This is a genomic window from Moraxella lacunata, assembly GCF_900453205.1.
Lineage (GTDB): Bacteria > Pseudomonadota > Gammaproteobacteria > Pseudomonadales > Moraxellaceae > Moraxella > Moraxella lacunata_B.
In genome coordinates, this window is record NZ_UGQU01000003.1 from 173989 (window position 1) to 191716 (window position 17728).

Annotated in this window: 20 protein-coding genes and 2 tRNA genes; 18 read left to right on the forward strand and 4 right to left on the reverse strand. The window is 42.9% G+C overall.

Going from position 1 to position 17728, the window contains the following annotated elements:
* Positions 1-34 precede the first annotated feature (34 nt).
* A tRNA-Ser gene (locus DX073_RS09720) sits at positions 35-125 on the reverse strand.
* Positions 126-288: 163 nt separating this feature from the next.
* On the opposite strand from DX073_RS09720, the gene DX073_RS09725 reads away from it, so the two are divergent.
* The 11 genes from DX073_RS09725 (at position 289) to secB (ending at position 8113) form a co-directional block, all read left to right on the forward strand.
* Positions 289-1164 carry an energy transducer TonB gene (locus DX073_RS09725; protein ID WP_258556927.1) on the forward strand — a complete coding sequence of 292 codons (876 nt, stop codon included), beginning with the start codon at positions 289-291 and terminating at the stop codon, positions 1162-1164.
* 18 nt (positions 1165-1182) lie between these two features.
* On the forward strand, positions 1183-2238 hold the full coding sequence (locus tag DX073_RS09730; RefSeq protein ID WP_115007862.1) for a mechanosensitive ion channel family protein: 1056 nt from the start codon (positions 1183-1185) through the stop codon (positions 2236-2238).
* Positions 2239-2457: 219 nt separating this feature from the next.
* Positions 2458-2940, forward strand: a complete 483-nt coding sequence (locus DX073_RS09735) for a low molecular weight protein-tyrosine-phosphatase (protein WP_115008329.1) — start codon at positions 2458-2460, stop codon at positions 2938-2940.
* Positions 2933-3982 (forward strand): UDP-N-acetylmuramate dehydrogenase, encoded by a 1050-nt coding sequence (gene murB, locus DX073_RS09740; protein WP_115007865.1) that lies wholly within the window; start codon positions 2933-2935, stop codon positions 3980-3982. The genes DX073_RS09735 and murB overlap by 8 nt, the downstream gene beginning before the upstream one ends.
* Complete coding sequence (locus tag DX073_RS09745) at positions 3982-4698, forward strand: YdcF family protein (RefSeq protein WP_115007867.1); 717 nt, start codon at positions 3982-3984, stop codon at positions 4696-4698. Before murB ends, DX073_RS09745 begins: the two co-directional genes overlap by 1 nt.
* 88 nt (positions 4699-4786) lie before the next feature.
* Positions 4787-4877 (forward strand) — tRNA-Ser (locus DX073_RS09750).
* Between the two features lie 53 nt (positions 4878-4930).
* The gene (locus DX073_RS09755) at positions 4931-5575 is read left to right on the forward strand and encodes a LysE/ArgO family amino acid transporter (RefSeq protein WP_258556928.1); all 645 of its coding nucleotides are present in this window, start codon (positions 4931-4933) and stop codon (positions 5573-5575) included.
* 149 nt (positions 5576-5724) lie between these two features.
* Entirely contained in the window at positions 5725-6771 is a 1047-nt protein-coding gene (gene rsgA / locus DX073_RS09760) for a ribosome small subunit-dependent GTPase A (protein WP_115008330.1), read from the forward strand.
* Positions 6772-6837: 66 nt separating this feature from the next.
* A complete protein-coding gene (locus tag DX073_RS09765) occupies positions 6838-7263 on the forward strand; it encodes a rhodanese-like domain-containing protein (RefSeq protein ID WP_115007872.1) in 426 nt (141 codons plus the stop codon).
* 95 nt (positions 7264-7358) lie between these two features.
* On the forward strand, positions 7359-7619 hold the full coding sequence (grxC, locus tag DX073_RS09770) for a glutaredoxin 3 (protein WP_115007874.1): 261 nt from the start codon (positions 7359-7361) through the stop codon (positions 7617-7619).
* A gap of 53 nt (positions 7620-7672) precedes the next feature.
* On the forward strand, positions 7673-8113 hold the full coding sequence (secB, locus tag DX073_RS09775; protein ID WP_115007876.1) for a protein-export chaperone SecB: 441 nt from the start codon (positions 7673-7675) through the stop codon (positions 8111-8113).
* An 84-nt stretch (positions 8114-8197) separates the two neighbouring features.
* Here the strand turns inward: secB and DX073_RS09780 are convergent, their stop codons facing one another.
* Positions 8198-8533 carry a hypothetical protein gene (locus tag DX073_RS09780; RefSeq protein ID WP_115007879.1) on the reverse strand — a complete coding sequence of 112 codons (336 nt, stop codon included), beginning with the start codon at positions 8531-8533 and terminating at the stop codon, positions 8198-8200.
* A 162-nt stretch (positions 8534-8695) separates the two neighbouring features.
* Entirely contained in the window at positions 8696-9112 is a 417-nt protein-coding gene (locus DX073_RS09785; RefSeq protein ID WP_115007880.1) for a helix-turn-helix transcriptional regulator, read from the reverse strand.
* Between the two features lie 118 nt (positions 9113-9230).
* On the opposite strand from DX073_RS09785, the gene DX073_RS09790 reads away from it, so the two are divergent.
* From DX073_RS09790 to DX073_RS09810, 5 genes are read left to right on the forward strand one after another with little or no spacing between them, the layout of a single operon-like run.
* Complete coding sequence (locus DX073_RS09790; protein ID WP_115007882.1) at positions 9231-11345, forward strand: DUF805 domain-containing protein; 2115 nt, start codon at positions 9231-9233, stop codon at positions 11343-11345.
* Between the two features lie 37 nt (positions 11346-11382).
* Positions 11383-11847 carry a hypothetical protein gene (locus tag DX073_RS09795; RefSeq protein WP_115007884.1) on the forward strand — a complete coding sequence of 155 codons (465 nt, stop codon included), beginning with the start codon at positions 11383-11385 and terminating at the stop codon, positions 11845-11847.
* Between the two features lie 34 nt (positions 11848-11881).
* Positions 11882-12235: a hypothetical protein gene (locus DX073_RS09800; RefSeq protein ID WP_115007885.1), complete on the forward strand. Its 354-nt coding sequence runs from the start codon at positions 11882-11884 to the stop codon at positions 12233-12235.
* Positions 12236-12265: 30 nt separating this feature from the next.
* Positions 12266-12703: a surface-adhesin E family protein gene (locus DX073_RS09805; protein WP_115007886.1), complete on the forward strand. Its 438-nt coding sequence runs from the start codon at positions 12266-12268 to the stop codon at positions 12701-12703.
* A gap of 9 nt (positions 12704-12712) precedes the next feature.
* On the forward strand, positions 12713-13357 hold the full coding sequence (locus tag DX073_RS09810; protein WP_115007887.1) for a hypothetical protein: 645 nt from the start codon (positions 12713-12715) through the stop codon (positions 13355-13357).
* A gap of 32 nt (positions 13358-13389) precedes the next feature.
* Here DX073_RS09810 and ribA read toward each other — a convergent pair whose 3' ends face one another.
* Positions 13390-14007, reverse strand: a complete 618-nt coding sequence (gene ribA, locus DX073_RS09815) for a GTP cyclohydrolase II (RefSeq protein ID WP_115008331.1) — start codon at positions 14005-14007, stop codon at positions 13390-13392.
* Positions 14008-14224: 217 nt separating this feature from the next.
* Between ribA and dxs the strand changes: the two genes are divergently transcribed.
* Complete coding sequence (gene dxs, locus DX073_RS09820) at positions 14225-16288, forward strand: 1-deoxy-D-xylulose-5-phosphate synthase (protein WP_115007888.1); 2064 nt, start codon at positions 14225-14227, stop codon at positions 16286-16288.
* A gap of 24 nt (positions 16289-16312) precedes the next feature.
* The gene (locus DX073_RS09825) at positions 16313-17677 is read left to right on the forward strand and encodes a WG repeat-containing protein (protein WP_115007889.1); all 1365 of its coding nucleotides are present in this window, start codon (positions 16313-16315) and stop codon (positions 17675-17677) included.
* Positions 17678-17728: the final 51 nt, after the last annotated feature.

A 17728-nucleotide genomic window follows, 5' to 3' on the forward strand; every position in this document is an offset into this window, starting at 1 on the left:
AAAAAAGCCCTGACAAACATCAGGGCTTAAAATATGGCGGTGACGGAGAGATTCGAACTCTCGATACGCTATTAACGTATACACACTTTCCAGGCGTGCGCTTTCAACCACTCAGCCACGTCACCAATGGGGGCGAATTATAGCAGAGTTTTTGAGGTTTGTCATCTTTTTTATTGATTATTCGCGATAAAATCATAAAAATACCCATCGGCAGTTTGTTGCTTTTTTATTTGTCAGTTTTGGCAAAATAAGGTAAAATATGAGCCATTTTGATTTAAGAGAAAGCCTGTGCCTAGCTTGCCTGATTCGCTAAGAGATGTTTTAGCAGACAAAAACCTAGACATTCCCATGGCGACCGTCATTGCGGTGGCGGTGCATGCCTTTGTGATTTTTGGGGTGGGGTTTAGTGCAGGCATGTCACCCGATGAGATGGCACAGGAAGTGGCAACGGTGCTAAGCGACAACAAAGAGAAAAACGAAGACGCACGCTTTGTGGCGAACGCCAGTCAAGAGGGGGGTGGAGAAGTACGCCAGCAGTTGCGTCAAGAGACGACCGAGATTAGTCCTGACACCAGTGATGACATGGAAGAGACCCAAGACATCATCAACCTACAAAAACAAAGCCGTCAGCAAGCCTACCAAGAAAGCTATCTTCGTACCACCCTGTCTGTGCGTTATGTCAATAGCCAAAATGACAATGACAGCGAGAAAAAGCAAGACGACCTAGAAGCCCAAGAAGAGCGTATCCGCAAAAAAATTCGCACGCTAGAAGCTCAGTTGTCGCAAAAACAGCAAGTCTTTGCATCCAAATCCAACATTCATACAGTCAATAGCAATGCGACCACGCATGGGGTGGCGGCAGGGTACTTGGAGAATTTTCGCCGCCATGTGGAGCGTATTGCTAACCAGTACTACCCTAGTGAAGCACGTCGCAACAACATCATGGGCGATGTCCGTTTGATGGTGGTCATCACGCCTGATGGCTATGTTAAAGCCATTCGCTTGCTTGAATCATCAGGTTCTGCCATTTTGGATGAAGCTGCCAAGCAATCGGTACGCCAATCCGCCCCTTATGGGCATTTTGACGAAGAGATGGGTGAGCTTAGCGAGCTTAGAATCATTCGTACATGGCGATATAGTGATAAGATTGAAGTAACCAATTGATAAATAATACCCCCAACCATGACCGAAGAAACCAAACAAACCCCGTCGCCGATTCTCGATGAGCTAAAAAACAGTGCCGAAGAGTCTGCCGAACGCCTAGAAACCACAGCATCAAGAACAGGCGAAGTGGTGGCAGAGACCACCCGAGAAGTTGTGACAGGTACGACCAGAACCGTAGAGACTGCCAGTGACTACACTTTGGAGCTACTGGGTATTACGGTGGATACTCGCACACTTATCGCCAACTCTGCCGAATTTGCCGTCAAAGCGGTGCTTGCCATCATCATCTTTTATGTGGGCAAGTGGATTGGTAAACACATTGTCAATCTTGCCAAACGTGCCATGGTGCGTAGCTCGATGGACGGCACGGCGGTGAGCTTTTTGGGCAATTTGCTTTATGGAGTCATGCTGGCAGCGGTCATCTTGGCATCCCTAAACCAGCTTGGTATTAGCACCACGTCCTTTGTGGCGGTACTTGGTGCCATGACAGTTGCCATCGGTGTGTCCCTAAAAGACCAGGTGTCCAACCTAGCGGCAGGCGTGTTAATTGTGGTGTTTCATCCGTTTCGTCGTGGCGACTATGTGGAAGTGGGCGGGCAGACAGGCACGGTGCAGGAGATTACACTGGTAAATACTCGCATACGCACGCCCAACAACCATGAAGTCATTATCCCCAATGGCGACATCATGACATCAGCAAGTATCAACTATTCATCTCTGCCTAACCGCCGTGTGGAAGTGCCTGTCGGTATCGGTTATGACAGCGACATCAAGACCGCACGCCACATCATGATGCAGATGGCGGATGGACATGAGTTGGTGTTAAAAGAGCCCGAACCCATCGTGCGTGTGACCGAGCTTGCCGACAGTTCGGTAAATCTTATCATGTATGTATGGACAAATAATAACGACTGGTGGGCGGTGCAATGCGACTTGTTAGAGCGTATCAAATATGCCTTTGATGAAGCGGGGGTTAACATTCCCTTTCCCATTCGTACGGTGCAAATTGATGGGCTTGATGACATGTTGATGGCTGCCAAAGGCATTGATAACCATGAAGTAAAGATGAAGTAAACGACAAAACAGCCCATGTTTATCTTAGTTTATTCATCAATTACACAAACCCAGCCCATAATTTAATAAGCATAAAGCAGAATAAAGACAAATTACAGGTGTTCTATGGGTCATCTGTAATTTGTGATAAAATAACTTGTAACACCACTCATGCCCAGTGATTATCTCGGCTTATCCAAGTAATCATCTAAGCAATCATCTACTACAATGGCTATCATCATGACCACCCCAAAATCCGTTCTTTTTGTTTGTCTTGGCAACATTTGCCGTAGCCCGTCTGCCGAAGCCGTCATGACAAAACTTGCCAAAAATCAAGGGCTTGCCATTCGTTTTGACTCGGCAGGTACGGCAAATTACCACACAGGCGAACGCCCCGACCCACGTGCGATAGACGTTGGCAGTACGCTTGATTTTGATTTAGCTTCCCTTAGGGCAAGACAGCTTACCACGCAGGATTTTTATGACTTTGATGTGATTTTTGCGATGGATAACAACAACTTAGCCAGCATCAAAAAGGTGATGCCGTCCGATGCTACCGCCCAAGTTGTGCTATTTGATAAATTTACCAAACAAGAAGTTGCCGACCCGTATTATGGCGATATAAGCGACTTTCAGGCGATGTTTGAGCATATTGAGCGTGTCAGCCGTGCGTGGTTAGACCTTTGGCAAAGTACAAATCAGCACGGAAATCATCATGGCTAACATTCTAAATAACCACGACTTATCGCACAACAACACCATGGCACTGTCCTGCATCGCTCGCCATGCGATGATGTTGGACGACATTGACACGCTTGGCGATGACATCACGACCGCCATAGCCTTTGCCAAACGCCACGATTTACCGCTGTTTGTGCTGTCCTACGGCAGTAACGTGATTTTGCCAAGTGTGCTAAACGCCCTTGTTTTATTGCCAAGAATACAAGGCATTGAGATTTTGCAAGAAGATGATGAGCGTGCAACCTTGCAAGTCGCTTGCGGAGAAAATTGGCACGATTTTATCAAAACCTGCCTAGACAAGGGCTATTTTGGGCTTGAAAATCTCGCCCTAATCCCTGGGCTTGTGGGGGCGTGTCCTGTACAAAATATCGGAGCCTATGGCGTGCAAGTCTCTGATTTTATTACAAAGGTTATCGCTTACGATTTGACGGACGGTCAAAAATGCGAGCTTGACAACACCGCTTGCAAGTTTGATTATCGCCACAGTTTTTTTAAGGACAATGCAGGGCGGTATTTGATTAGTCATGTGGTATTCACGCTTCACAAACACCCAAAAACCCTAACCAATTATGGCGATTTGGCAAGTTTGGCACAAGAGCTTGCCAACAAAAACGGACGAGATACCCCCCACCCCATTGACGTGTTTTATGCGGTCATTGACATTCGCAACAGCAAACTGCCAAACCCTGCTGTTTTGGCAAATTGTGGCTCGTTTTTTCAAAATCCGATTATCCCCATGAGCGAGTTTATCGCCCTAAAAGAGCAATTTGCCGATTTGCCAAGTTATCCTATCAATGACGATGTTATCAAAATCCCCGCAGGGTGGCTCATTGACAAGGCAGGCTTAAAGGGCAAGGGGGTCGCTCCGATTTTGACACACGACAAGCAAGCCCTTGTGCTAACCAACCACGCCCCACACACCGCCACACAAGACGACATTCGCACGGCTCAGGACTTTATCGTGCGTGCCGTGCAGGACAAATTTGGCGTAACCTTGGTGCGTGAGCCTGTGTGGGTGGACTGATGAGCTTGGGTCTGGGCTTGGGGCGGTGGATTTGGCGAATAGTCAAGGTGATGGCGGTGGTCGGTGGACTGACTGCCTTATCTATCTTTACACCTATTTTTGCCAATGTGGGGGTATTTGCCCTTGATGTGTTTAGCAAAATTACCCTAGACACCGCCCAAAATCCCACCGCCATGACGGTGCTGGGGGGCGGACTTACCAAAAAAGATGGCGTGATTGTGCTGAATCATTATAGCCAAAGCCGTGCTGATACTGTCATTACATTGTACGCACAAACGCCCCTGCCTATCATCACAAGCGGAGCTGAGTCGCCGTGGCTACGAGAACACATAAAAACCGCCCACCCCGAAGCGGTCATCGTGAGCGACAACGCCAGCATGAACACCTGCGAGAATGCCACCTTTACCGCCAAACTCATGAGCCATCACGAACTGCCCAAAAGCGTCTATCTCATCACCGACCGCTATCACATGGCACGAGCAAGGCGACAATTTGCACGAGCTGGCATTGCCACCGTCCCCATCATCGCCCCCCTTGCCATCGCCCCTGATTGGGCGGATTGGGATAATAATTGGGTGCATTCACGGCGGACGATTTATGAGATGGTAGCGTTGGCACGGGACATATTTCGTCCGCAGGACAACTGCCGTACGGCGGATGAGATTAGCCTAGAAGAGATTAGCACGCCCAGACGTGAACCCAAAATATTTTTCTAAATCATACGCCTATTATTTTAAAAATATTTTTAAAAATTTACAAAAAAGGCTTGCATTATTTCAAAATTTAGCTATAATACGCACCCATGGAAGCTTGGCAGAGCGGTTGAATGCACCGGTCTTGAAAACCGGCGTGGGTTTGTAGCCCACCGAGAGTTCGAATCTCTCAGCTTCCGCCATTATTTAAAAAACCGTCCTTAGGGGCGGTTTTTTTGTGCTGACTGGGAAAGGAATGATGTTTACGTATATTTTTCATGGATTTTGGGTGTCATTTGGGTTGATTGTGGCTATCGGAGCCCAAAACGCCCACGTCCTAAAACAAGGATTGCTAAAACAGCATGTTTTTTGGGTGTGTTTGACCTGCTTTTTGTGTGATGCGGTGCTGATGAGTGCAGGCGTGTTGGGATTTGGTACGCTCATTGGGCAGAGTAAGACCGCCTTGCTTATCCTTGCCGTGGTTGGCGTGCTGTTTTTGTTTTGGTATGGTTTGCGTGCGTTCAAATCAGCATGGCAGGGCGGGGCAAATCTGATGGTATCGGCTGAAAGTGATAAAGATGGCGGTGGCAAGAGCATCAAGCAGAGCGTGGGCATCACCTTGGCACTGACCCTACTAAATCCGCATGTCTATCTAGATACGTTGGTGCTGGTCGGGAGTATCGCATCCCCTTTGACTGCTGACCAAAAGCAGTTGTTCTTGATGGGAGCGGTGGGAGCATCAGGGGTGTGGTTTTTTGGCTTGGGCTATGGGGCAAGGCTACTCATCCCGTTGTTTAGCAAACCCAAAACATGGCGAGTGCTGGACACGCTTATTGGTGTCATCATGTGGATAATTGCGTTGGGGCTGATAAAATATGCTTATGGGGTATGGGCGGGTTAAAATTATCATTATGTTTTAAAAATGTTTTAGAATAAAATCACCTTTTACTCAACCCACTCTACCAAACCCAACCACACCATTTGGGATAAAGTCATTTATTTTTGGGCGGTTTTGGGCTAAAATGTGTGAAATTTTTCCCAAAAATCATCATGTCCCTTATCCGTAAACGCAAACTCACCAAAAACCAAACTCGCCAAATCCAAAAAAACCAAGAGACCATCATCGATGACGGCACTTTTGCCACAGGGGTGGTGGTGTCGCATTTTGGCAAACAGCTAGACGTGCAAATCACCGCCTTGCCTGACATCATGCCACAGACAGCGTTAGTACTTGGGCAGATATGGCGGTGTCATGTTCGCACCAATTTGCCCATGCTGACCACAGGCGATACGGTCAAGTTTAGCATTGATGATGTTGCAGGTACAGGACGCATTGAACAGCTACTGCCACGCACGACCCTAATCACTCGCCCTGACCGTTATCATAAAGTCAAGCCTGTCGCCAGTAACGTGGCGATTTTGGCGATTATTTTTGCTCCCTTGCCAAAGCCTGCCACAGGGCTGATTGACCGTTATATTCTTGTGGCACGGCTGGCTGGCGTTACGCCCCTGCTTGTGCTGAATAAGGCAGATTTGTTAGATGAACACCCCGATGTGGTGCAGATTTATCAAGAATATCAAGCACTTGGGGAGCGATACGGCTTTGATGTTATCCAAAGTTCAAGCATGGACAGGACGGGGCTAGATACCCTGATGTCGCACATCACAGGCAAACTTGCCATTTTTGCAGGGCAGTCAGGGGTGGGTAAATCAAGCCTAATCAACCAAATCCTGCCCCATGCCGAGCAGTCCACCAACATCATTTCGGTAGGTTCGCAGTTGGGTCAGCACACCACGACCACCAGTCGCCTGCTTGCTTATGATGTGGGCGATTTGACTCAAGGCGGGATTATTGACACCCCTGGCATTCGTGAGTATGGCATTTGGCATTTATCGGCAGATGACATTTTAAAGGGGTTTGATGAGTTAAATGACTTGCATGGAGCGTGCCAATTTCGAGATTGTAGCCATGCCCCCAATGCCAAAGGCTGTGCGTTTTGGCAGGCGGTGGCGGACGGGACGGTGCTGTCTCGGCGTGTGGAGAGCTTTAATGAGCTGGTCGCAGAAGCCAAGCAAGGGGCAAGTGTGATAAAATAGCCCAAAATAAGTGCATTTATGACAAATAACAGGTATAATATCAGCTTTTGAAATTTTGGAGCAGTCATGGGGCGTTGGTTTGAGTTTATGGGCAATCACCCGTTTTTATTCGGGCTACTCTTTGTCCTTGCCATCATGTTTTTTAGTATTGAAAGTAAACGTAGCGGTAAAAAAATCGCCCCTCAAGCGTTGGGGTTGCTGGTGAATAACGACAATGCGACGTTGATTGATATTCGCCCTGCCAATAAATTTGCCACAGGGCACATCGCAGGCTCTCGCAACATTCCTTTTACCGAGCTAAAAAATCATCTGCCCGAGCTACAAGCGATGACCGCCCCCATTGTCTTTATCTGTGATATCGGTATGCAGGCGGGTATGGCGGTGCAACTGGTCGCCAAGCCCAACGCCATGCGACTAGAAGGGGGCATTGCCAATTATCAAGCACAAGGCTTGCCACTGGTCGGAGCGACAGACAAAAAAGGCAAAAAATAAACCTGTTGGGATGTGTCAATACCAAGATGAGCGGTCTTGAAGTTATGCCAATCGCCCCTATTTAAGAATCTGTACATTTACCAAAAAGAGATAATATGAAACCTGTAACCATTTATGTCAAACAAACCTGCCCCTATTGCATTAATGCCAAGCGACTGCTAGAACACAAGGGCGTGATGTACACCGAGTTTGACGTGACCAAGATGAGCGAGACAGAGCTTGAAGAAGTTACCGTTAAGACCAATCATTACCGCACTGTGCCAAAGATTTTTATTGGCGACACCTTTATCGGCGGTTTTGATAACCTAAACAAACTAGACAGAGAAGGTAAACTTGACGAGATGTTAAGTGCCTAAATGGTTTAATTTAGTTTTAATGTAAGTTTAATTTTAAATCAAAGGAGGCTATCATGGCTGACGAACAAACCGCCCCACAACTGGGTTTAGAGCGTATCTATGTCAAAGACATCTCACTTGAAGTTCCAAGTGCCGAAGTGTTCACCAAAGAGTGGCAACCTGAGCTGGACATCGGTCTGACCACCACTAGCTCTGACCTAGACGAAGACCATAAAGAAGTGGTATTGACCGTGAGTGTTACCGCCAAAAATGCAGGTAGCACCGCATTCATCGCTGAGGTACAACAAGCAGGTATTTTCTTGTTACGCAATATCCCAGAGACGGACATGCCACATCTATTGAACGCCTACTGCCCGAACGTGCTGTTCCCTTATGCTCGTGAGGTCATCAGCGACATCATCGCTCGTGGTAGCTTCCCACAACTTCTGCTTGCCCCTGTCAATTTTGACCAAGCATTCCTACAAAGCCAAGCCCAAGCCGAAGGCAATGCCTAATCGCTAGGCGGGCTGTTTATCATTTGATTGATAAAAACAAAAACCCAAAAGTCATGCTTTTGGGTTTTTTCGTGCGTGATAATATCAGGCAACAATCTCTACCGCACCGTGGTCGTCGCAGTGGTCGCCATGCTGATAGTGCAAACTTCCGTCCACGATATAACAAATGTGGTCGCCATGTGGCACGGCTTCATGTCCACAGCCTTCGCCATGAACGTGGCCCGTGCAGTGGTGAGCTTGGTTGCACTCGGCAGGGTTTTGCTCGCTGACTTCTAGGACGTGTTCGTCCACGTGGTCGCCATGCACATGGTGTAAATGTCCGTCATGCAGATAATCTACATGGTCGCCATGACGAATGGCGGTGTGCCCACAGCCTGTGCCGTGAACGTGGTCGTGATTGGCGTGAATGGTGCAAGTCATGATGTATTCCTTAAAATGAAAAATAAACGGTATTGATGATAATCAATGTCAATATTCTAAGCACATCATGCCACAAAGTAAAGGTTATAGAATTTCAAAAGAGTGAATTTTTGAGATGTTCATAATAACTTTTCATGTATTTTTATTTTTAAAAATAAAAAATTATAGTTCTGGTAATTCCTCGCCAATACTAACAAGTTTTTTTAAAACCTGAATATAATCCTCTTTTTGTTTTAACAATTCATCCCTGTGAGCGATGATTAAATTTAATTTTTCTATTTCTAGTTTTAATTTGTCAATTTCGGTTTGTAGTTTTTCGTTATTATTATAATAATTGTTATTGCCGTGATAGTTTTCACCGATTTGATAGACGACATTTTGTTGTTCTAATTTTAATAAGTCAAACAACTGTACGCCAAAAATTTTGGCAATTTCGTCTAATCTTTGTAAATTTGGCAAACTTTTTCCTGTTTCTATCTTAGCATAGCCGTTACGAGTTAGCCCTAATTTTTCTGTCATTTGCTCTTGTGTCCACTGGCGTTCTTCTCGAAGTTCACGAATGGTGTCAAAATCAATCATAGAAATTTCCTTAAAATGCTTACTGGCAGTTGGCAAATGGGGAGTGTGGGTTGGTTTAAAGATTGGGAAAATTATTGTAACATAAGGGAAATTTTTTGGCAAATTAAATCCCATTAAAATGAATCATCCATCCCAAGCCATCTCGCTACTAAAAAGACATACAAAGATTATTGGCAGTCAGTTTATTATCTCCGATTATCAAAATAAGCCTATCTGGTCTTCTGGCGTATTAGAGGAAGTCTCTTATCTGCTTTTGATTGCTTATGTCAATTTAATGCAAAGTGATGGTATGGATAATCAGAAACAGGCATTGATTGATAAAGTGGTTGATGAATGGACAGGGGTAATAATTGGTATTTTAAATCATCAAAATACACCACAAAATAAAATGATGATTAAGCAAAGATTGAATGAAAAATCTATCAAATACACCCCTGTGATTGATCAAATGCTTGGCGAGCAATTCGACAATAATCCTGATGATGAAGCATTTTATAAATATGAATTGTATGAATTATTTATACAAGAAATCAAAGATAATTTTAATGCTAGATTTTCCCAAAGACCACAAGACGGCTTGGCAGGGGCGATGGATTTTATCAGTTTGTCCGAAGATAATAATATCATTTGCCAAGAAGTTTTTGATGAAAGATCGGTGGTGATGTTATCACTTAAATATGATGATGTTGATGAGATTAACGAACACGATAAGATTGCCATCACAAAAAATCAAAATAAAAAAGACATCAGAAAGCGAGCTTTGGTGATAAGAGATGGTGTGGTGAATTTTTTGACAAATTGTATTTATGATAATACTCAAAATAACCAAAATCAAGATCAGTATTATGATTATGCTGGTAGCAGTAGTCATCGTACTCAAAAAAAGTCCAATGATTACGATAGAAACCCAACATCACAAAAATCCTCCTTTTGGTCTTTTGGGCGAATGAGGCGGACGACTTATATAATGCTGTCTGTACCTGCAATATTTATTTTAATGATTGTTCGTATAGCAGTTTATGGCGGTCTTGGTTCATCGCCATCATTTGCATCTTTGTTAATTGCAACAATGATTGAGTTAGTGCCTTGGTCTTTTTTGGCATTTATTGGTGCAAAAAGACTTCACGACTGTAATTATAAAGCGTGGTGGATTGTAATGCCTTTGGTTGTGATAGCGATGTGGTTTTGGAAGCCCACACAAGGGGCAAATCGTTTTGGGGCTGACCCAAGAGATGATTATTTTGATGATGAGATAGAAATAGAAAAAGACAATTCTATTTGGATTGGTGTTGCAATTTTTTTATTTTACAATCTAGTGTTATCCCCTAAAATGATTGATGAACAGCAAAAATATGAAAATCGTCAAAATAATACACCGACTTATCAAGACAATCAGCCGAGCAATACGCAGACACCCAATATCTCCCCTAATGATATTGTCACACCAAATATTAATAATGAGTCACAATTAAGTCCACAGCTTGTTTTGGCAGAAGCCCAAAAACGATATGATAATGCGGTAGCAAATATTAATGCAGTATGGAGTAGTCTACCCCCAAGCACGCAAGAGTTTTTACGAGCAGAACAACGAGCGATTAATAAAAATAGAGAAGCTGACTGCACCGCCTATGGTAATGCTCAAAGCACCGATAGAGATTTGGCAAAGGCATATCGTTATGCGTGCGAAGTACCACAATTAAATGAGAGAGCGGAGTTTTTAAAAACACAATTAAATACGGTGGTTACACCACCTGCACCTAAAAATGTTGGACCTGCTTATTATCAAAATCAGCAAAGCAGTAAAAATGGCTATCATTTAAATGATTTAATCAATGATACGGTTAAAAAATCTTTATTATTTTTAGATAGAGACAGTGCCAGTTATGATGGGTATAGTCATAAATTAGAAAGTCAGGATATTACTTATGCTGATGTTAATAATGATGGTATCAAAGATGCAGTGGTGGCACTACGTTATTGTGAAGTGATAAATTGTCATACCACAACCAAATCATCAGAGTTGGCGGTTTATTTGGGTTTGGTTGATAATCAATATCTATATGGCGATATTAAAACTTTGGGGATTGACTTGACGGTTTATGTGGATACGCTTGGCAATATTTACACCCAATCAAAATATTATAGTGAACACGAAGATCCTGATTGTTGTCCTTCTATGGTGGTTGATAATGGTTTTACTTTTAAAAATGGAAAATTAAGAGAGATGAATTGATTTGCAATTATTTTTCTAATAAATTTTTGGTGCTTTTATGTCTAATATGCAGTTAGTAAATTATTCTATTAAAAAACTTAGTAGAATAGAAGGTCAAGGTATGGTAATGATTGGATTTTCTAATGGTTTTTTGGTTATACTTACCTTAAAAATACTTGGCGGTGCATTAGGGATGATTTTATTTATATTGGGGTGGGCTATCTTTGCTTTATTGTGTCAAGATAGTTATTATCGTTATGGCGATTATGATGATTATATCAAAATAGATGATAGTCAAAACGAAATTGTGAATAAGTGCAGATATCTCAAAGATAGAATTATAAAGATAAAATATTATTTTTTGTTATATTTCTTTACTGTGGGAATTTATTGTTTTATCTTTATGGATGCTCATAAGGATATTCATCAAGGATTTTCAATTCTTTATGGTTTATGGGCTTTTTACATAGCTTATCATTACCACAAATTTTCAAGTGATATTTTGTATTTTATTGAAAGATAGTTTTTTTTGCATGTCTTATCTATCGGAGTCTTTTATGAAAAAAATTTTCTTAGCATTAATGGCGTTATTTGTCATAAATCATGCCCACGCCTATGAAGTTAAAAATGTCTGTGCTAAATATATGACCAATTATAGTTGGTCGCAGGCATATCAAGTGCAGGCACAGATTTATACGGGGCAAGAGTTAAATCAAGCCACAAGCAATCCCTATTTTGGTAATTATGATATGTTTAGCCATTATGCCGTCATTTGGTGGGATAGGGGTCAAGCCAGTATTATTAAACTTAATTTTCATGTGGCAGGTGGTATGCTGATTAACACCAATGGCATAGACCAAAATGGTCGTCAGTGGCAACTGTCTGATAACAGTTATGGTTTTTGTTATTAATTTTTCACAATTTTTTATTTAGGAGCTTTTATGAAAAAGTTAGTTTTAGCAAGTTTATTTTTGGCAGTTAGTCAAATGGCAATGGCGGTGAATTGGATAGATGTAGGTTTATCATCAAAAAGAGATAACGAGAAAACCTATATTGATTTAGATACTTTTGGTGCTGTAAAAATTAACCAAAATATCTATGTGAGTGCTTGGGTTAAACAAGATTATCCTGTGCTTAGACGACTGCCTGACGGTAGAGTGTATTCTTCAGAGACAACACTAAACTACTTTGATTGCGACTACAGAAAATGGCTTATTGTAGAGCAACATCGTTACTATAATGGGGGTGTAATTTGGTCTGCAAAAACACAACACTCTTTGTTTTCATCTCAAAATTGGGATACTGCTATACCAAATTCAATTGGCGAAGCGTTGCTTGAGGAAGTATGCACATCTTATTCAATAATGAAAAACCAATAGGAATATTCTATGAAAACCCTACCCAAACTCACTTTATCTACTTTATTATTATTCACTCTTACCGCTCACGCTATGTATATCCCTGACCTATTTGGTGCATACGAACAAGGGGCGAGCCGTGCCAGATATGAAAATCAACAGGATGCTTATTATTATGAGGAGATAAGACGCCAGCAGTTAGAAAGGCAACGACAAGAACGGCAAATACAACAAAGAATGGGCGGGCAAAGTGGTTATTATGAATACAGCTATCAAGACAGCTTGCCAGAACCGAGATTGTATGTGCAAGTCATCAATCAAAAAACAGGCAAAGACAAAGGGCATATGAATTTATCCTTAAAGAAAAATGACATGCTGTGTTGGGCGGTAACCCCTGTAAACAGTGCTCAAACTTATCAAGTCAGCGAGCTATTTACCATGCCAGTTCATGCAACCTTTACAGGCAATGCAGGACAAAATGCCAATAACCAATTAATTAGTAGTGTGCAAACAAGCTCAAATACCGCCAAATTTGGCAGACAAATTTATGCAACAAAAAATCAGCTAGATGCTTGTTGGTCTTTTCCTGCTAATACCCCAAAAGGTATTTATCATATCCGAGTCGGGGTAGGGGGTGCTGAATTTGGCACGCAGTCTTTTAAAATCGTCAATTAAGAAAGGGCGGTTGATCCGCCCTTATTTTCCCATTAAATCTTCGGACTAATATCCACTTTTGCAGGAATAAAATGCCCCATTCTTGCCCCTTTAATCGCCAAATATTGGGCATTAAACTGATTAACCCCCACCAACAACGGCACTCGCTCCACCACATCAATCCCCAATTCTTGCAGGTAGGCAAGTTTGTTTGGGTTATTGGTCAAAAGTTTGGCTTGGGTAATGCCAACATGTTTTAGCATAATCTCACACATCTCATAGGTGCGTGCGTCCGCTGGCAAGCCAAGCATAAGGTTAGCATCTAGCGTGTCATGCCCTTGGTCTTGTAAGGCGTAGGCTCGGATTTTGTTCACCAGTCCAATGCCACGCCCTTCTTGGCGTAGATACAAAATTGCTCCGCAGCCGTGAGCCTGTATCATTTGCATGGCGGTGTTGAGCTGGGGGCCACAGTCGCATTTTAATGAGCCAAAAGCATCCCCCGTCAGACATTCAGAATGAATGCGAATGAGTGGGATTTTGTCGGGGTCGGTGGACGGCAAGCCGACACTTAGTAAGACGTGTTCTTGACCGTGTTCATTTTCAAACGCATGAATGATAAAATCGCCATGCACGGTAGGCAGATTGGCTTTGCTGATAAATTGGTACAAAATTTTCCCCAAAAATGCAAATTTTTAAAAGTATTGTGGATTATTTGTGAATTAAATGGTGCTACTATGGCAAATTAAAAGGCTATCTTGTAAAATAACCCCTGATTCAAGTTTGGCTTTGCCATTGCCAAGTTTGGCATTATACCGCAAAAATTGTTATAACTTAACATAACTTTTTAAAGACAACTTTTAAAAAATCAAAATCTGGAACACTAGCCCCATGCCAACTTCTGCTCACGCACCACGCACCTTCATGCACCTGCCCACGTCTCGCCCCACGACACCGCTTTTGGATAAGGTTAGCTTGCCCAAAGATTTAAAGGCATTAAGCACCGATGAGCTGTGCCAATTATCGGACGAATTGCGTGAATATTTGCTCTACTCGGTCGGTCAAAGTGGCGGACATTTTGGGGCAAATTTGGGCGTGGTGGAGCTGACGGTTGCCCTGCACGCCAGTTATGATACGCCTTATGATAAGCTCGTGTGGGACGTGGGTCATCAGGCGTACGCCCATAAGGTGCTGACAGGTCGGCGTGATGAGCTAATTCGTATCCGTGCCAAAGGCGGTCTGACGGCATTTCCCGAGCGGAGCGAGAGCGAGTACGACACCTTTGGCGTGGGGCATAGCTCTACATCCATCTCGGCAGGGCTTGGCATGAGCCTTGCCAGCCGTATTTTGGGCGAAAATCGTAAAGTCGTCTCCATCATTGGCGATGGGGCGATGACGGGGGGTATGGCGTTTGAAGCGATGAATGACGCTGTTCAGCAAAATGCCGATTTGACGGTGGTGCTAAATGATAATGACATGTCAATCTCGCAAGCGATTGGCGGATTTAGTCGCCATTTGGCACGGCTGTGGCAACGTGGGCTTGCCTTTGACATTGACAAACACGGCAATATCTTGATGATAAAGCGTGAGATTAGCCCTGATGACAGACGGGTTCGCCACTATTTGCATATGGCAAATGGGGCAAAAGAAACCCTAGAAAAAATCCCTGCCAAACTGGGCGGTAATCTGGTGCAAAATATCGGTGGCTTGTTTGGCAGAAACGCTCCGCCCATGCCGTTGTCGGACAAAATTGCCGAAAAAGTACATGACCATATTTTCCCTGATAATTTATTTAAGGCGATTGGCTTTACCTACCTTGGGCCTTTTGACGGACATGATTTGCCAAAACTTTTGCAAGTGTTTGAACGTGCCAAACAGTTAAAAGGGGCGGTGCTGATTCACGTCCACACGGTCAAGGGCAAGGGCTTTTTGCCTGCCGAAGCTGACCCCATTACTTATCACGCCATTGGCAAATTGCCCAAAAAAGATTTGCCAAAAACGGACAACGCCCCTAAAGCCAAAAAATATTCAGACATCTTTGGCGACTGGCTTATGGACAACGGAGCTGACCCCCACATGGTTGCTATTACCCCTGCCATGTGTGAAGGCTCGGGCATGGTAGCGTTTGCCAAGGCTTATCCTACCAAGTTTTTTGATGTGGCGATTGCCGAACAGCACGCCGTAACCTTAGCAGGGGGCATGGCGACAGGCGGATTAAAGCCTGTGGTGGCGATTTATTCTACCTTTTTACAACGTGGCTATGACCAGCTGATTCACGATGTCGCCTTACAAAACCTAGACGTAACCTTTGCCATAGACCGAGCGGGGCTTGTGGGCGAAGATGGGGCGACTCATGCAGGCGTGTTTGATTTGGCGTATTTGCGTTGTGTGCCAAATGTGGTGATTGCCACGCCAAGCGATGAACACGAATGCTATCATCTACTGAACGCCTGCTACGCTTATCAAGGCACGAGTGCCATTCGCTATCCTAGGGGCGTGGGCGTGGGGCGAGAGATTGTCAAAAATAGCGATGAGAAATTGCAAATTGGTAAAGGGCAAATCGTTTTTGAGAAAAAATCCAACAGCAACAAACATTTGGTTTTATTAAATTTTGGCACAAGGCTTGCGGACGGCTTAAAAGCGGTTGAAAAATTGGATAATATTTCGGTCATCGTCTGCGACATGCGGTGGGTTAAGCCTTTGGATATTGCTTTGATTGATAAACTTACCAAAACTGCCACCCACATCGCCACCTTAGAGGAACATCAAATCATGGGCGGAGCAGGCTCTGCGGTGAATGAATATTTGGCAAGTCGTGGCATAACTGTACCGATTAAAAATCTTGGGATTGGGGACGAATTTATCGCTCATGGCAGTCATGGCGAGCAGTTAGCCGAATGTGGGCTTGATGAACGGGGGATTTTGGCGAGTTTGAGGGAGTTTTTGGGTGTGTGATGGCATGACAAGGAGTGATTGATAATGAAATTTTATCAAATGTTGCTGGTGCTTTTATTGTGTTTTGGACAAATTGCCACCGCCTCTGATTATGTGTTTTTTCGTTCTCATAATTATGACAATGTGGTGGAATTTTGGTCTCCGGGTCATATTTATATGCCTGCCAGTAAAAATGGCAAATGGGGTTATGTGGCGTATGATGGTCAAAATCATCGTGAAAAACTCATCATTCCACTAGAATATGATGAGGCCTATCCTTTTGATGTTCATGGACTGGTTAGAAAGGGCAGAGAGTGGCGTATTATTGATAAAAATAATCTTACTGTCATGGTAATTGGCGATTATGATAAAGTGGCGTTGTTTTATGGTGGTTTGGCAAAGGTAAAAAGAGGGGAGTATTGGGGACTTATTCAATTACCCAACCAATTACCCAACCAATTACTCATTGATTTTCAGTATGAGGACATTAAAGAATTTGGCGATGGTTTATGGAGAGCTAAACGAGATGGTAAATGGGGACTGATTGATATTAACAATCAAGCAAAAACTGCTTTTGTTTATGACGATATTAAACGGTTTAGATGTTCTAAATGTGGTGATGATGGTAAATCTGGCACAGCCGATTTATATTTTGCTAAAAAAGATAAGTTTTATGGATTTTTGGATAAAAAGACAGGCAAGGAAGTTGGCGATTTTACATACACACATTGGGCTTATACTTCCGATGACGGCAAATGGATGTTGGTGGCAAAATTTAATGGGGGATTGGACTTAAATCAAATTCGCTATGGCGTGTTGGATAATCAAGGAAAGACCATCATTCCTTTTGACTATCATCATTTACGAATGTCGGAGGATAATGGCGTGCTTTTATTTAGTGCTTCAAAGGGTGCATCATTGTCAGGCATGATTGATATCAACAATCATATTATTGTGCCTTTTGATTATCAAAGTGCTTATTATTCATATTATGATAAAGTGATTTATGTGGAAAATTATGATTTTGAAGGTAATGGGGGATTTTATGTCCAAAAAAATAAAAAAGTGGGCTTGTTTGATGTGAATGGCATTAAAGGGAATATTCATATTCCACCACAATATGATGGGATTGATATTTTTCAAAAATCTAACAAAAGAGTATATCATCGCTTTCTTGTCAAACACAAATCCAATCAAGGCGATTTATTTGGTATTGTGGATAATCATAATAATGTCATTTTACCAATCGAATATCAGCATATTAGATATCATGTGCAGTGGAATGGCGATGAATATTTTACCGTGAAAAAGGACGATAAATATGGAGTGTTTGATATGAATGGCAATGAAATTGTACCTGTTCGGTATGATACTTATCAAGAGATTTATGATATATTAAAAAGTTACTAAATCATATGATTAATAATGCATATTTTAAAGATTGCCAAATATTTATCTGAT

What these genes read in the sequence shown, in the direction of transcription:
- DX073_RS09765 (WP_115007872.1), top strand. Translation starts at nt 6,838, where the DNA reads ATGGGGCGTTGGTTTGAGTTTATGGGCAATCACCCGTTTTTATTCGGG.
- secB (WP_115007876.1), top strand. Translation starts at nt 7,673, where the DNA reads ATGGCTGACGAACAAACCGCCCCACAACTGGGTTTAGAGCGTATCTAT.
- murB (WP_115007865.1), top strand. Translation starts at nt 2,933, where the DNA reads ATGGCTAACATTCTAAATAACCACGACTTATCGCACAACAACACCATG.
- DX073_RS09735 (WP_115008329.1), top strand. Translation starts at nt 2,458, where the DNA reads ATGACCACCCCAAAATCCGTTCTTTTTGTTTGTCTTGGCAACATTTGC.
- DX073_RS09780 (WP_115007879.1), bottom strand. Translation starts at nt 8,533, where the DNA reads ATGACTTGCACCATTCACGCCAATCACGACCACGTTCACGGCACAGGC.
- DX073_RS09810 (WP_115007887.1), top strand. Translation starts at nt 12,713, where the DNA reads ATGAAAACCCTACCCAAACTCACTTTATCTACTTTATTATTATTCACT.
- DX073_RS09755 (WP_258556928.1), top strand. Translation starts at nt 4,931, where the DNA reads ATGATGTTTACGTATATTTTTCATGGATTTTGGGTGTCATTTGGGTTG.
- grxC (WP_115007874.1), top strand. Translation starts at nt 7,359, where the DNA reads ATGAAACCTGTAACCATTTATGTCAAACAAACCTGCCCCTATTGCATT.
- DX073_RS09800 (WP_115007885.1), top strand. Translation starts at nt 11,882, where the DNA reads ATGAAAAAAATTTTCTTAGCATTAATGGCGTTATTTGTCATAAATCAT.
- DX073_RS09825 (WP_115007889.1), top strand. Translation starts at nt 16,313, where the DNA reads ATGAAATTTTATCAAATGTTGCTGGTGCTTTTATTGTGTTTTGGACAA.
- DX073_RS09795 (WP_115007884.1), top strand. Translation starts at nt 11,383, where the DNA reads ATGTCTAATATGCAGTTAGTAAATTATTCTATTAAAAAACTTAGTAGA.
- DX073_RS09745 (WP_115007867.1), top strand. Translation starts at nt 3,982, where the DNA reads ATGAGCTTGGGTCTGGGCTTGGGGCGGTGGATTTGGCGAATAGTCAAG.
- DX073_RS09785 (WP_115007880.1), bottom strand. Translation starts at nt 9,112, where the DNA reads ATGATTGATTTTGACACCATTCGTGAACTTCGAGAAGAACGCCAGTGG.
- DX073_RS09730 (WP_115007862.1), top strand. Translation starts at nt 1,183, where the DNA reads ATGACCGAAGAAACCAAACAAACCCCGTCGCCGATTCTCGATGAGCTA.
- dxs (WP_115007888.1), top strand. Translation starts at nt 14,225, where the DNA reads ATGCCAACTTCTGCTCACGCACCACGCACCTTCATGCACCTGCCCACG.
- DX073_RS09805 (WP_115007886.1), top strand. Translation starts at nt 12,266, where the DNA reads ATGAAAAAGTTAGTTTTAGCAAGTTTATTTTTGGCAGTTAGTCAAATG.
- rsgA (WP_115008330.1), top strand. Translation starts at nt 5,725, where the DNA reads ATGTCCCTTATCCGTAAACGCAAACTCACCAAAAACCAAACTCGCCAA.
- DX073_RS09790 (WP_115007882.1), top strand. Translation starts at nt 9,231, where the DNA reads ATGAATCATCCATCCCAAGCCATCTCGCTACTAAAAAGACATACAAAG.